A 14,665-nucleotide genomic window follows, 5' to 3' on the forward strand; every position below is an offset into this window, starting at 1 on the left:
AGAAGGTGAACGAGAAGTCTGCGCATCGCGCGACTCCGCACCATGCGTTACTACGCGATGCACGCACAGCAGGCGGCGCGCCATTCGAATCAAGGAAAAGAACTGACGAAAGCATCACGGCGCGTCACGCATACGAACCTATCTCGCGCGTACTGACCGCGCAAAAATCGCGCATCAACCGAGGACAGCAGCAAACATCGCCCCGCGCACCGGCAGGCACCAACAGGCGCGCGGGTTGCTCCACCGGCATCGCATCCACGCAGCACCTCGCAGACGGCCTGACTCCCGACCCGGCAACGTGAAGGAGGAAACCATGCAAGTGACTGTCAACGGCATCGATACGCACTACGTCCTCGACGACCGCAGTGGCGGTCCCATGCTCACGTTCGTGCATCAGTTGGGCGGCGACCTCACGGTATGGGATCCGCTTGCGGGTCATTTCCGGCATCGCTATGGCGTGTTGCGCTACGACGTGCGCGGTCATGGTGCGAGTGCCATTTCACGCGAACCGTACGGCTTCGCACACCTCGCCGCCGATCTGCGCGCCATGCTCGACGCTATGGGCGTGACGACCACGCATCTCGTCGGCATGTCGATGGGCGGCATGATCGCGCAGCAGTTCGCGATCGACTATCCGTCGCGCGTGCTCTCGCTCACGCTTTGCGACACGTCGAGCCGCACGCCGCCCGAAGCGCGCGACATGTGGAACCAACGCGCCGCGCTCGTGCGCCGCGAAGGCACGACGGCACTCGCGAACGCAACGATGGAGCGCTGGTTCACGCCCGACTTTCGCCGCGCGCATCGCGACACCGTCGAGAAAATTTGTGACGTTTTATTACGGACAGCTTCGGAAGGTTATGCCATGGCCTGCGAGGCACTACGCGATTTCGACGTCCATGCAAAGCTCGCAGCATTGCGCACGCCGACGCTCGCCATCGCTGGCCGCTACGACGGCGGAACGCCGGTCGCTGTGACAGAGGCGCTCGCGCAGGCCATCGAAGGCGCCCATTTCGAAATACTTGATGCGGCCCATCTGGCCCCGGTAGAGGAGTCCCACAGGTTTGCGGCTTTGCTTGAAACGTTTCTGCACCGGGCAGTCTAACCAATGCGAGCAGAACGATGACAGTGAGGCTGGCAAGAGGCGGAGGTCGAAGGGCGAGCATGACGGATGAGTTGCCATGCGAGTCCCCTTGAATTCCAGCTTGAACGCTCCATGTATGGTCACAAGCAAAGAGGCTGCAAAGCCAGGGAGCACAGGAAAAAAGGAGTGTCGCCATGCAGATGATCTACAACAGTCCCAATTATTGCGTTGTCGAATTCCCCCCGCAGGACGGCCACGTCGCGATGAACGCCGGGGGCTATGAAATCGTCGACAAAAACGCGCGCCGCGAGATATTTATCGACGGCGTGATGGCGGCAAGCTTTCGCGAGCACGTGCAAAAGCTGATGCAGGAGGAACAGACGCCCGACGAAGTCGACGAATTCCTCGGTCAATTCGACAGTCTCATGCAGCAGCCCGTCGTGCTTCACTGAGGTGCTTCACCGAAATCGCACTGAGCCTGCGTAGGTCGCGGCACTCGTGCTCAGGGAACCCCGTCCGCTTCGGCGGCCGGGGTTTTCTTTTGGGTCTTCCTTTTTTTTTGGGGGGGGGTTCTGGTCAGGTGGCCCAGCCCCACGGCAGCGCCGGGCGAGGCGCCCCGGCTGCGGCTACAATACAGGGTTCCCTCGTTCAACCGGCGCCAAGCCCGTCCGCCCTTCATGAACCAGCCTGCCGATACCGTCTCCCGCACCGCCGCCGCCCGTCCTGACGCAAGCGGGCGCTACACGCGCGGCGCTGCCCTGCCCGCGCTGCTCGCTTCGCGCATCGTGATCCTCGACGGTGCGATGGGCACGATGATCCAGCGCTACAAGCTCGATGAAGCCGCATACCGTGGCGAGCGCTTCAAGGACTACCCGCGCGACATCAAGGGCAACAACGAGTTGCTCTCGCTCACGCAGCCGCAAATCATCAGCGAGATTCACGAGCAGTACCTCGCGGCGGGCGCGGATATCCTGGAGACCAACACGTTCGGCGCGACCACGGTCGCTCAGGACGACTACGGCATGGGCGAGCTCGCCGTCGAGATGAACGTCGAATCGGCGAAGCTCGCGCGCGCAGCGTGCGACAAGTATTCGACGCCGGACAAGCCGCGCTTCGTCGCCGGCGCGATCGGGCCGACACCGAAGACCGCGAGCATTTCGCCCGACGTGAACGACCCGGGCGCGCGCAACGTCACGTTCGAAGAGCTCCGCATGGCGTACTACGAGCAGGCGAAGGCGCTCATGGACGGCGGCTGCGACCTGTTCCTCGTCGAGACGATCTTCGACACGCTCAATGCCAAGGCCGCGCTCTTTGCGCTCGACCAGTTGTTCGAGGACACCGGCGAGATCCTGCCGATCATGATCTCGGGCACCGTGACCGACGCGTCGGGCCGCATTCTCTCGGGGCAAACCGTCGAGGCATTCTGGAACTCGCTGCGCCACGCGAAGCCGCTCACGTTCGGGCTGAACTGCGCGCTTGGCGCGGCGCTCATGCGCCCGTACATCGCCGAACTCGCGAAGCTCTGCGACACCTACGTGTCGTGCTATCCGAACGCGGGCTTGCCGAATCCGATGAGCGAAACGGGCTTCGACGAAACGCCTGCCGATACGTCCGGACTCCTGAAGGAATTCGCCACGGCCGGTCTCGTGAACGTCGCGGGCGGCTGCTGCGGCACCACGCCCGAGCACATCGCCGCGATCGCGAAGGCGCTCGCCGAGATCAAGCCGCGCCGCTGGCCCGGCCAGTATCGCGATGCAGCCTGAGCCTCGCTCGCCGCTTTATCGTCGCTTTTATCATCGACTCCGCGCCCCGCTCTCCCGAGACACCATCCGATCCGGTCCCACGCCATGACTGACCACACCCTGCGCCTTTCCGGCCTCGAACCCTTCAACGTCAACGAAGGCACGCTGTTCATCAACGTCGGCGAGCGCACGAACGTGACCGGCTCGAAGGCGTTTGCGCGGATGATCCTGAACGGCCAGTTCGACGAGGCGCTCGCGGTCGCGCGCCAGCAGGTCGAGAACGGCGCGCAGGTCATCGACGTCAACATGGACGAGGCCATGCTCGACTCGAAGGCGGCGATGGTGCGCTTCATGAACCTGATCGCCTCCGAGCCCGACATCGCGCGCGTGCCGATCATGATCGACTCGTCGAAGTGGGAGGTGATCGAGGCAGGCCTGCAATGCGTGCAGGGCAAGGCGATCGTGAATTCGATCTCGCTGAAGGAAGGCAAGGAACCCTTCATCCATCACGCGAAGCTGATTCGCCGCTATGGCGCGGCGGCCGTCGTGATGGCCTTCGACGAACAGGGCCAGGCCGACACCTACGCGCGCAAGACCGAGATCTGCAAGCGCTCGTACGACGTCCTCGTGAACGAGGTAGGGTTCCTGCCGGAAGACATCATCTTCGACCCGAACATCTTCGCGGTCGCGACGGGCATCGAGGAGCACAACAACTACGCGGTCGACTTCATCGAGGCGACGCGCTGGATCAAGCAGAATCTGCCGTACGCGAAGATCAGCGGCGGCGTCTCGAACGTGTCGTTCTCGTTCCGCGGCAACGACCCGGTGCGCGAGGCGATCCACACCGTGTTCCTCTACTACGCCATTCAGGCGGGCATGGACATGGGCATCGTCAACGCGGGCCAGCTCGGCGTATATGCCGACCTCGATCCCGAACTGCGCGATCGCGTGGAAGACGTGGTGCTCAACCGCCGCGAAGACGCGACCGACCGCCTGCTCGAAATCGCCGACAAGTTCAAGACCGGCGCCGCGAAGAAGGAAGAGAACCTCGAGTGGCGCAATCAGCCCGTCGAGAAGCGTCTCGCGCATGCGCTCGTGCATGGCATCACGAACTTCATCGTAGAGGACACCGAAGAAGCGCGCGCGAAAATCATGGATGGCGGCGGCCGTCCGATCAACGTGATCGAAGGCCCGCTCATGGACGGCATGAACGTGGTCGGCGACCTGTTCGGCCAGGGCAAGATGTTCCTGCCGCAGGTCGTGAAGTCGGCGCGCGTGATGAAGCAGGCCGTGGCGCACCTGATTCCGTTCATCGAGGAAGAAAAGCGCCTGCTCGCCGAAGCGGGCGGCGACGTGCGCGCGAAGGGCAAGATCGTTATCGCGACCGTGAAGGGCGACGTGCACGACATCGGCAAGAACATCGTGTCGGTCGTGCTCCAGTGCAACAACTTCGAAGTGGTCAACATGGGCGTGATGGTCCCGTGCAACGAGATTCTCGCCAGGGCAAAAGTCGAGGGCGCGGATATCGTCGGGCTCTCGGGCCTGATTACGCCGTCGCTCGAAGAGATGGCCTATGTCGCGAGCGAAATGCAGCGCGACGACTACTTCCGCATCAAGAAGATTCCGCTGCTGATCGGCGGCGCGACCACCTCGCGCGTGCACACGGCCGTGAAGATCGCGCCGCATTACGAAGGCCCGGTCGTGTACGTGCCCGACGCGTCGCGCTCGGTATCGGTCGCATCGAGCCTGCTTTCCGACGAAGGCGCGACGAAGTACATCGACGAGCTCAAGAGCGATTACGACCGCATCCGCGACCAGCACGCCAATCGCAAGGCCACGCCGCTCGTGACGCTAGAAGAGGCGCGCGCGAACAAGACGAAGATCGACTGGGCGGGCTACCAGCCCGTCAAGCCCAAGTTCATCGGCCGCCGCCTGTTCAAGAACTTCGACCTGCACGAGCTCGCGAACTACATCGACTGGGGCCCGTTCTTCCAGACGTGGGATCTCGCCGGCCCGTATCCTGCGATTCTCAACGACGAGATCGTCGGCGAATCGGCGCGCAAGGTGTTCTCCGACGCGAAGTCGATGCTCGCGCGCCTGATCCAGGGCCGCTGGCTCCAGGCAAACGGCGTGCTCGCGCTGTTGCCCGCGAACACCGTCAACGACGACGACATCGAGATCTACACCGACGAATCGCGCAGCGAAGTCGCACTCACGTGGCGCAACCTGCGCCAGCAGTCCGTGCGCCCGGTGGTGGACGGCGTGATGCGCCCGAACCGCTCGCTCGCCGACTTCATCGCGCCGAAAGACTCGGGCGTGGCCGACTACATCGGCATGTTCGCGGTGACGGCCGGCATAGGCGTGGACGTGAAGGAAGCGCAGTTCGAGAAGGATCACGACGACTACAGCGCGATCATGCTCAAGGCGCTCGCGGACCGCTTTGCGGAAGCGTTCGCCGAGGCGATGCACGCGCGCGTACGCCGCGACCTGTGGGGCTACGCAGCCGGCGAAACGCTCGACAACAACGCGCTGATCGACGAGAAGTACTCGGGTATCCGCCCGGCACCGGGCTATCCGGCGTGCCCGGACCACCTCGTGAAGCGCGACATGTTCGAGTTCCTGCAGGCGGGCGAGATTGGCATGAGCGTGACCGAGTCGCTGGCCATGCTGCCGGCGGCGAGCGTTTCGGGCTTCTATCTGGCGCATCCGGACAGCACGTACTTCTCGGTCGGCAAGATCGGCGCCGACCAGCTCGCCGACTTTGGGCGCCGCATGGCGCTCTCCGACGAGGACGCCCGCCGCGCGCTCGCACCGCTGCTCTGAGACACGGCGTAGCGCTTCCGGACCTCCCCTGGCCCGACGATTCGGCGGCAGCTTGCCGTTGCCGCTTTTCCTGCGATCCGCGGCGCGGCAACCCTTGCGTTGCCGCGCCGCGATATATGCCGGCCGATAGACTGAATATTTGGCACGCGCGACTTTTCGTCTTTGTAAGATGGGCTGGCACCACCCTAGGCCAGACGGGCCAAACGAGCCAGGCGGACGGGCGCGAAATGCGCCGCCGCCCGCCACCTTACCGGCTCGCTCATCAGCAAATCCTTAAAAGCAACACTCGACGGAGAAATCGTATGAAGAAGCTGATGTTGATGTTGACCGCATTCGGCGTTGCTGCGCTCGCCCAGCCGTCGTTCGCCCAGCCGGCCTCTCATCCGGAAGCGAGCGCGGTTTCGTCGTATTCCGCCCCCACCGAAAAGCACGTGAAGAAGCCGAAGAAGAAAAAGGCGAAGAAGGGTGCCGCTTCGGCTGCAGCACCGGCAGCCGCCAGCCAGTAAGCACGATGCCGCGAAAGGCGGCGTACCCGGAAAACAGGGATCCGCACATGCGGACTCCTCACAAAACCCAGGCCCCGGGCCTGGGTTTTGTTATTGGTGAGCCATGCTGAAGAAACTGCGTCCTGCCTGGGTGCAGATCAAAGTGCCCCATCATGGAAGCGAACCGCGAATCCGGTCCAAAGCTAGAATGTTTCTAATTATCGGTAAATATTGACATATACCTACAAATTGGAACACCATCGACCGATGGAAAACTCGACCGACAAACTGCTGGCCATGGTGCGTACCGCGGGCCTGATTCGCGCCAGAGATCTGGCGCCGCTAGGTATTGCCCGCGTGACGCTCACGCGCGCGGTGAGAAAGGGGCAAATCGAGCGGCTCGGTCGCGGGCTGTATGGGCTGACGACACGATCCGTCTCGGCTCACGGCACACTGGCGGAAGTGGCGCGGCGTGTACCCAACGGAGTCATTTGCCTGCTGTCGGCCCTGCGCTTTCACGGCCTGACAACTCAGGCCCCTTTTGAAGTCTGGGTCGCCATTGCCAACAAGGCGGCCACTCCCCGGCTCGGCTACCCCCCGCTGCGGGTTATTCGCTTCTCCGGCGTGACACTGTCCGAAGGCGTCGATTCAATCATTGTCGACGGTGTGCCCGTACGCATAACCGGCGTCGCCAGGACAGTGGCAGACTGCTTCAAATTCCGGAACAAGATCGGGCTGGACGTGGCGCTCGAAGCGCTGCGCGAAGCGTGGCGCGAAAAGCGTATGAGCAGCGACGATATCTGGCACTACGCGAGGATCTGCCGGGTTGCCAACGTCATGCGCCCGTACCTGGAAAGCCTGGAATGAACCGCCCTCGCAATCTTGCCGCGTCGGTGCGCGCGAAGCTGCTCAACAAGGCGCGTGCCGAGGGGCTCGATTTCAACCTGCTCCTGACCCGGTACGCGCTGGAACGGATGCTGTACCGCCTGAGCGTCTCCCGCCATCGCGACAATTTCCTGCTCAAAGGATCACTGCTTTTCGACCTGTGGTTCGACGTACCGCATCGACCGACCCACGATGCGGATCTGCTCGGATTCACGCTCGCGGAAGTCCCTCAACTGATCACGGTGTTCCGGGAAATCAGCGAAGTCGAAAGCGACGACGGCGTCGTTTTTCAAGCCGAAACCGTGCGAGCGGCCGAAATCCGCAAAGAGGCCAACTACGCTGGCGTTCGCGTCACGCTAACCGGACTGCTCGATGGAGCGCGCTGCCCGGTGCAGATCGACATTGGATTCGGCGATGCGGTCGTTCCTGGCCCTGAGGAATCGCACTATCCCGTCATCCTCGAAGGGATGCCACAGCCGTATTTGCGCGTCTATCCCCAGTACACCGTTATCGCGGAGAAACTGGAAGCGATTGCTACGCTCGGCATGCTCAACACCAGAATGAAGGACTATTTCGATCTATGGGTGCTGGCTCGACATGCTGAAATCGATCGCGCCATTCTGGAGAGAGCGATACAGGCAACGTTCGAACGTCGGGGAACAGCGATACCTGCCGATCTGCCATTGGGACTGAGCGACGAATTTGCTCACGATGAGAGAAAGGTTCAGCAGTGGCAGGCATTTCAGCGCAAAAATCGCCTGGATTCCGTACCGCTATCCGACGTAGTCACGGCGCTGCGTCAATTTTTGCTACCGGCCCTGGAACGGCTGACAACCGGAAGTGCCGGGGACTACGCCTTGAAAACGAATCGCTAAAAGACAAAACCCCGCGTTCTAAAAAACGCGGGGTTCATCACGTCGTTGCCTGCCTGAAAGGCCAGCGTCGCGGGCTCTTCGTTCCAATGTCCAGCACGGAGCGGGTATTCCTGAGTTCTCCCCCCACCGCCCCGCGACCAACTCAAAGCCCCCAGACGATATCGCTCTGCTCCTTGCGGGCCGCACGCAGCATGTCGAGGAACGGGAAGGCGCGCTGGGCGAGGCCCACCGGCAGTTCATGGTGATCGTGACCTTCTTCGCCCTCGTGGAAATGGCCTTCGTGCTCGGCACGTTCTTTTTTGTCGGTGGCGATGGCCGCCTCCAGCTTCGTGATCGCGACGTCGAGTTCGTCGTGCGTGATCACACCACGCGGCCCGAGCCGCTTGCCGATAATGCCGAGCAGGTATTGAGCGAGATTTTCCAGCATCGTGACGTCGGGCGACGCACGGCATTTGAATGTAACCAGCATGACGGTTCCCTTTTGATTTTTTGAGGTCCGCGCGCTTGACGGACGGGCCGGGAGAACGAAACGGCGAGGCCGGCCAAATGCTGCCGGCGAGGCGCAGCCAGAGAATGGGCCCCGGCAGGCAATCCGGTGCGGCAGCCGCACCCGGATGGCATTCACCCTTGCCGGGCTTCTCATTTCACATATTAGCACCTGCTAAAATCCGTCTGAACGGAATTACCCGCAGGGCGCGGCCGAATGGCCAGTTCGGCCCGGATTGGCCAGATTCGGCCTGATTTGGCCCGAAGCGCGGCCGGGCGCTCTCAAACTACCCGCACAGGACCTGCAACAAGCATGCTGCCCGCACAGAAACACACCCTGGAGACCCTGCTCGCCGACGCCGTCGGCCAGGTGGCCAAGGCCCTCGACGGCGCCACCGAAGCGGCATTCGTCGTGCCCGCGATCACGCTCGAGCGTCCAAAGGTCGCCGCGCACGGCGACGTCGCCTGCAACGTGGCCATGCAGCTCGCCAAGCCGCTGCGCGCCAATCCGCGCCAGCTCGCCCAGCAGATCGTGGACGCCGCGCTCGCGCTGCCCGCCGCCGCCGGGCTGATCGAGGCCGCCGAAGTGGCGGGCCCCGGCTTCATCAACCTGCGCCTCGCGGCCAGCGCGAAGCGCGCCGTGATCGGCGCCGTATTCGCCGAAGGCGAGGCGTTCGGCCGCTCGCAGCGCGAAGCGGGCAGGCACGTGCTGGTCGAATTCGTCTCCGCGAACCCCACAGGCCCGCTGCACGTCGGCCACGGCCGCCAGGCCGCGCTCGGCGACGCCATCTCGAACGTGCTGGCCTCGCAGGGCTACGATGTGCACCGCGAGTTCTACTACAACGACGCGGGCGTGCAGATCGGCAACCTCGCCATCTCCACCCAGGCGCGCGCGCGCGGCTTCAAGCCCGGCGACGCCGAGTGGCCGGAAGCGGCCTACAACGGCGAATACATCGCCGACATCGCGCGCGACTACCTCGCGGGCGAGACCGTCGCCGCGAAGGACGGCGAGCCCGTGAAGGGCGCGCAGAACCCCGACGACCTCGACGCGATCCGCCGCTTCGCCGTGGCCTATCTGCGCCACGAGCAGGATCTCGACCTGCAGGCGTTCGGCGTGAAGTTCGACCGCTACTACCTCGAGTCCTCGCTCTACACCGAGGGCCGCGTCGAGAAGACCGTCGAGGCGCTCGTCGCTTCGGGCGAGACCTACGAGCAAGAAGGCGCGTTGTGGCTCAAGACGACCGAGTACGGCGACGACAAGGACCGCGTGATGCGCAAGTCCGACGGCACCTACACGTACTTCCTGCCCGACGTCGCCTATCACGTTACCAAGTGGGAGCGCGGCTTCACGAAGGTCATCAACATCCAGGGCTCGGACCACCACGGCACCATCGCGCGCGTGCGTGCGGGCCTGCAGGCGCTTGGCGTCGGCATTCCGAAGGGCTATCCCGACTACGTGCTGCACAAGATGGTCACGGTGATGCGCGACGGCCAGGAAGTGAAGATCTCGAAGCGCGCGGGCAGCTACGTAACCGTGCGCGACCTGATCGAATGGTCGGGCGGCGCCAACCCGGGCAGCGAAGTTTCTCCCGATCTGCTCGACGAAGCGACCATTCGCCGCGGCCGCGACGCCGTGCGCTTCTTCCTGATCTCGCGTAAGGCGGACACCGAGTTCGTGTTCGACATCGACCTCGCGCTCAAGCAGAACGACGAAAATCCCGTCTACTACGTGCAGTACGCGCACGCGCGCATCTCGACGATCCTGGCCGACTGGCAGGCGAAGCACGGCGGAAACCTCGCCGCGCTGCCGCAGGTCGACCTGGCGCCGCTTTCCAGCGAGCGTGCGCTCGCCCTGATCGGCAAGCTCGCCGAGTTCCCCGACATGCTCACGCACGCCGCGGCCGAACTCGCGCCGCACGCGGTCGCGTTCTACCTGCGCGAACTCGCCGCCGAGTTTCACTCGTTCTACAATGCCGAACGCGTTCTGGTCGAGAATGCCGACGAGCGCGACGCCCGCGTCGCGCTGCTCGCGGCGACGCGCCAGGTCCTCGCGAACGGCCTCGCGGTGATCGGCGTTTCGGCTCCCGAGCGCATGTAACGAACTTACAGCGCGACAGCACACACGAAGCAACATGCATGGGGCCGCCGGCTTCTCAAGCGGGCGGCCATTCCAGATTCTCTTGTTTGCAGGTGATTCAGACGATGGCAAAACCGCGCCGCAGCAATACGAAGCAGCAGTCGAAACAGTCCGGGGGCACCTTCCTCGGCATCGTGCTGGGCCTGATTGTCGGCCTTGCCATCGCGGTGGTGGTGGCGCTCTACATTACGCGCGCGCCCACGCCGTTCGTCGCGAAGGTCGCGCCGCCCGCCTCCGATGCGAGCGACGCCAGCGGCCAGTACGATCCGAACCGCGCGCTGCAGGGCAAGTCGCCGGGCCAGCCGGTGCCGCAGACCGCACAGAACGCGCCGCCCAACACCGCACCGGGCCAGAGCACGAACCCGTCGCAGCCGTCGGGCATGCTCGCGGAGCCGCAGATCGTGGAAGTGCCGCCTTCGGGCTCGGCGCAGGATAACGGCAACGCGAACGGCGTGGCCGTCGCGCCGGCGCCTTCCACCGGCAACAACGCGGCCCCTGCGGCGAAGCCGCAGCCGCAGCCCAACCCGGCCCAGATTCTCGCGGGCAACGAGCCGCCGAAGTCGCCCACGGCCATCCCTGCGCCGGGCGCGAAGCCCGCGCAAGGCAGTTCGGCCGCACCGTCCGCCAATGACGCCAACACCGGCTACTTCCTGCAGGTGGGCGCCTACAAGACCTCGGGCGACGCCGAACAGCAGCGCGCGCGCCTCGCGTTCCAGGGCTTCGAGTCGAAGGTCACGCAGCGCGATGCGGGCGGGGTCACGTACTATCGAGTCCGCATAGGCCCGTTCGCGAAGTTCGACGACATGAACTCCACGCGCCAGCACCTGTCCGACGCCGGTATCGATACGGCTGTCATTCGCTTCACGAAGCAGTAAAAAACGAGACGACCGGCCCCGCCGGTCGCGACAACACGAGTCAGAAGAACATGAAACGACTTCTTGGTACGCTTTTGCTTTTGCTTTCGCTTTCGATGCTCGCCGGTACGGCGCACGCCTCGCCCTCCGCGCCCGTGGCCGGCAAGGACTACACGGTCCTCGCGCAACCACAGCCGCTCGACGTGCCCGCGGGCAAGATCGAGGTCATCGAGTTCATGTGGTACGGCTGCCCGCACTGCAACGAATTCGACCCGTACCTCGAGGCGTGGATCGCGAAGCAGGCGCCGGACGTCGTGTTCAAGCGCGTGCCGGTGGCATTCCGCGACGACTTCATCCCGCACTCGAAGATGTACTACGCGCTCGACGCGCTCGGCCTCGCGAACAAGCTCACGCCCGCCGTGTTCCACGAAATCCACGTGAACAAGGACTACCTGCTCACGCCGGAAGACCAGGCCAAGTTCCTCGCCACGCAGGGCGTCGACCCGAAGAAGTACATGGAAGCGTACAACTCGTTCTCGACGCAGAGCGCCCTCCAGCGCGACAAGGCGCTCATGGACGCGTACAAGATCGACGGCGTGCCCACGCTCGCCGTGCAAGGCAAGTACGAAACGGGCCCGGCCGCGACCAACAGCCTGCCGGGCACGATCCAGGTGCTCGACTTCCTCGTCTCGCAGATCCGCGCGAAGAAGATGTAAGCCCCGGCGCGCCGGTATGAGTCAACCGCTGAAGGTCTTCATCACCGGCGCGTCGAGCGGCATCGGCGCGGCGCTGGCCGCCGAATACGCGCGGCGCGGCGCCATCCTCGGGCTCGTCGCGCGCCGCGCCGAGGCCCTCGCCGGCTTCCGGCAAGCCCACCCGCAGCAAGCCATCTCGATCTATCCCGCCGACGTGCGCGACGCCGAAACGCTCGCCCACGCCGCGCGCGCCTTCGTCGCCGAGCATGGCCAACCCGACATCGTGATCGCCAACGCGGGCGTAAGCCGCGGCGTCGTCACCGGTCAAGGCGACCTCGCCGCCTTTCGCGACGTGATGGACACCAACTACTTCGGCATGGTAGCCACCTTCGAGCCGTTCGCTGCCGCGATGAGCGAGGCGCGGCACGGCACGCTCGTCGGCATCGCTAGCGTGGCCGGGGTGCGCGGGCTGCCGGGCTCGGGTGCGTACAGCGCGTCGAAGGCCGCGGCGTTCGCTTATCTCGAGTCGCTGCGCGTCGAGATGCGGCCGTTCGGCGTACGGGTCGTCACGATCGCGCCCGGCTACATCCGTACGCCGATGACGGCGAAGAACCCCTACCCCATGCCGTTCCTCATGGACGCCGACCGTTTCGCCGCGAAGACGGCGGACGCGATCGCACGCGGCACGTCGTTCGCCGTGTTTCCCTGGCCGATGCGCGTGACGGCTGCGCTGCTCCGGGTCCTGCCGCGCTGGCTCTACGACCGCCTGTTCGAGAAGGCGCCGCGCAAACCGCGCACTGCCGCGAGCGACTGAATCCGCACGGATGCGGGGCGTCCCCCTGCGCGTCTGACCGCACGGGCCCCGCCTGGCGCCCGCACGGCCATATGGGTATGCGGTTTAAGTTGTTGTCTCGACAATTCCCCTTCGCTAAGCTTGCCCCGACAACCGGAGATCCCATGCGCTTCACCTCGCCTGCCCCCGCGCTCGCCCGCCTGCGCAACGCCGCCGCGTGCACCCTCGGCGCGGCGCTCGCGCTCGCCGCTGCGCCCGCACTCGCGAAGCCGCTGATCGTCTGCACGGAATCGAGCCCGGACGGTTTCGACGTGGTGCAGTTCAATTCGCTTGTGACGACGAACGCCTCGGCCGACGTGATCTTCAACTCGCTCGTCTCGTACGACGAGGCCGCCAAAAAGGTCGTGCCCGCCCTCGCCGACCGATGGGACGTGAGCGCCGACGGCCTCACCTACACGTTCCATCTGCGCCCGAACGTGCAGTTCCAGACGACCGCCTGGTTCAAACCCACGCGCGCGCTCAACGCGGACGACGTCGTCTTCACGTTCGATCGCATGCTCGACGCGAACAACCCCTGGCACAGCGTGACGGGGCCGAGCGGTTTCCCGCATGCGCAGTCGATGGGCCTCGCGAAGCTCGTCAAGTCGATCTCCAAAGTGGACGACGGCACGGTGAAATTCGAGCTGACGGAGCCGAATTCGACCTTTCTCTCGATCCTGACGATGGGCTTCGCGTCGATCTACTCCGCCGAGTACGCGAACCAGTTGCTGAAGGCCGGCAAGCAGGTCGACCTCAACGCGCAGCCGGTGGGCACGGGCCCGTTCCAGTTGAAGAGCTACACGAAGGACGCGGTGATCCGCTATGAAGTGAACCCCGCCTACTGGGGGCCGAAGCCGAAGGTGGACCGCCTGATCTACGCGATCACGCCCGACGCCGCCGTGCGCGCGCAAAAGGTGAAGACGGGCGAATGCCTGATCGCGCTTTCGCCCAAGCCCGACGACATTGCCATTGCGAAGCGCGACAAGTCGCTCAAGGTAGTCGAAACGCCCGCGTTCATGACCGCCTTCGTCGCGCTGAACACGCAAAGGAAGCCGCTCGACAACCAGAAGGTCAGGCAGGCGCTGAACATGGCCTTCGACCGCACGACCTACCTGAAGACCGTGTTCGACAACACGGCCACGCCCGCGACGAACCCGTGGCCGCCCACCGCCTGGGGCTACGACCGTTCGATCCAGCCCTACCCCTACGACCCGGCGAAGGCGAAGCAACTGCTCGCCTCGGCGGGCTTCCCGAACGGCTTTTCGACGACGATCTGGGTGCGTCCGAACGGCAGCGTGCTGAACCCGAATCCGCGCGCGAGCGCCGAACTGCTGCAAGCCGATTTCGCGAAGATCGGCGTGAAGGCGGACATCAAGGTGATCGAGTGGGGCGAGCTGATCAAGGAAGCGAAGGAAGGCCAGCACGATACGCTGTTCATGGGCTGGGCCGGCGACAACGGCGACCCCGACAACTACCTCTCGCCGCTCTTCAGCTGCAACGCGGTGAAGTCGGGCATCAATTTCTCGCGCTTTTGCGACCCGCAGCTCGACAAGCTGATCGCCGACGGCAAGGCCACCGCCGACCAGGCGAAGCGCGTAAAGCTCTACGAAGCCGCGCAGAAGATCATTCACGATCAGGCGCTGTGGATTCCGCTCGGCTACCCCACCGCCACCGCCATCACGCGCGCCAGCGTGAGCGGCTATCAGGTGAGCCCGTTCGGCCGCCAGAACTTCGGCAACGTCGCCGTTCAGTAACGCCGGCGCGCCTCGA

13 protein-coding genes are annotated in these 14,665 nt (G+C 64.5%); 12 read left to right on the forward strand and 1 reads right to left on the reverse strand.

The annotated features are described in order from the left end of the window. Positions 1–313: 313 nt before the first annotated feature. The 7 genes from pcaD to V8683_RS00190 all read left to right on the forward strand — a co-directional run bounded on the left by pcaD (position 314) and on the right by V8683_RS00190 (position 7,891). Positions 314–1,102 carry a 3-oxoadipate enol-lactonase gene (pcaD, locus tag V8683_RS00160; protein WP_411187501.1) on the forward strand — a complete coding sequence of 263 codons (789 nt, stop codon included), beginning with the start codon at positions 314–316 and terminating at the stop codon, positions 1,100–1,102. Positions 1,103–1,275: 173 nt separating this feature from the next. Continuing rightward, positions 1,276–1,533 carry a BTH_I0359 family protein gene (locus V8683_RS00165; protein WP_027793328.1) on the forward strand — a complete coding sequence of 86 codons (258 nt, stop codon included), beginning with the start codon at positions 1,276–1,278 and terminating at the stop codon, positions 1,531–1,533. A 225-nt stretch (positions 1,534–1,758) separates the two neighbouring features. After that, positions 1,759–2,844: a homocysteine S-methyltransferase family protein gene (locus tag V8683_RS00170; RefSeq protein WP_411187503.1), complete on the forward strand. Its 1,086-nt coding sequence runs from the start codon at positions 1,759–1,761 to the stop codon at positions 2,842–2,844. Positions 2,845–2,913: 69 nt separating this feature from the next. Continuing rightward, on the forward strand, positions 2,914–5,646 hold the full coding sequence (gene metH / locus V8683_RS00175; protein ID WP_411190454.1) for a methionine synthase: 2,733 nt from the start codon (positions 2,914–2,916) through the stop codon (positions 5,644–5,646). Between the two features lie 302 nt (positions 5,647–5,948). After that, the gene (locus V8683_RS00180; protein ID WP_411187505.1) at positions 5,949–6,152 is read left to right on the forward strand and encodes an acid-shock protein; all 204 of its coding nucleotides are present in this window, start codon (positions 5,949–5,951) and stop codon (positions 6,150–6,152) included. 246 nt (positions 6,153–6,398) lie between these two features. After that, positions 6,399–6,998: a type IV toxin-antitoxin system AbiEi family antitoxin domain-containing protein gene (locus tag V8683_RS00185; RefSeq protein WP_411187507.1), complete on the forward strand. Its 600-nt coding sequence runs from the start codon at positions 6,399–6,401 to the stop codon at positions 6,996–6,998. Continuing rightward, positions 6,995–7,891: a nucleotidyl transferase AbiEii/AbiGii toxin family protein gene (locus V8683_RS00190; protein WP_411187509.1), complete on the forward strand. Its 897-nt coding sequence runs from the start codon at positions 6,995–6,997 to the stop codon at positions 7,889–7,891. Before V8683_RS00185 ends, V8683_RS00190 begins: the two co-directional genes overlap by 4 nt. Before the next feature lie 142 nt (positions 7,892–8,033). On the opposite strand, the gene V8683_RS00195 is transcribed toward V8683_RS00190, so the two are convergent. Further along, the gene (locus V8683_RS00195; RefSeq protein WP_411187511.1) at positions 8,034–8,360 is read right to left on the reverse strand and encodes a DUF1840 domain-containing protein; all 327 of its coding nucleotides are present in this window, start codon (positions 8,358–8,360) and stop codon (positions 8,034–8,036) included. Positions 8,361–8,690: 330 nt separating this feature from the next. Here V8683_RS00195 and argS point away from each other — a divergent pair, with 330 nt between their 5' ends. The 5 genes from argS to V8683_RS00220 all read left to right on the forward strand — a co-directional run bounded on the left by argS (position 8,691) and on the right by V8683_RS00220 (position 14,649). Next, entirely contained in the window at positions 8,691–10,475 is a 1,785-nt protein-coding gene (argS, locus tag V8683_RS00200) for an arginine--tRNA ligase (RefSeq protein WP_411187513.1), read from the forward strand. An 86-nt stretch (positions 10,476–10,561) separates the two neighbouring features. Then, complete coding sequence (locus V8683_RS00205) at positions 10,562–11,389, forward strand: SPOR domain-containing protein (protein ID WP_411187515.1); 828 nt, start codon at positions 10,562–10,564, stop codon at positions 11,387–11,389. Positions 11,390–11,439: 50 nt separating this feature from the next. Next, positions 11,440–12,084, forward strand: coding sequence for a thiol:disulfide interchange protein DsbA/DsbL (locus V8683_RS00210; RefSeq protein WP_411187517.1), 645 nt, complete (start codon positions 11,440–11,442; stop codon positions 12,082–12,084). A gap of 16 nt (positions 12,085–12,100) precedes the next feature. Further along, on the forward strand, positions 12,101–12,877 hold the full coding sequence (locus tag V8683_RS00215) for an SDR family oxidoreductase (protein ID WP_411187519.1): 777 nt from the start codon (positions 12,101–12,103) through the stop codon (positions 12,875–12,877). A 143-nt stretch (positions 12,878–13,020) separates the two neighbouring features. Continuing rightward, entirely contained in the window at positions 13,021–14,649 is a 1,629-nt protein-coding gene (locus V8683_RS00220) for an ABC transporter substrate-binding protein (protein WP_411187521.1), read from the forward strand. Positions 14,650–14,665: the final 16 nt, after the last annotated feature.

The organism is Paraburkholderia sp. AV2 (genome assembly GCF_054968425.1).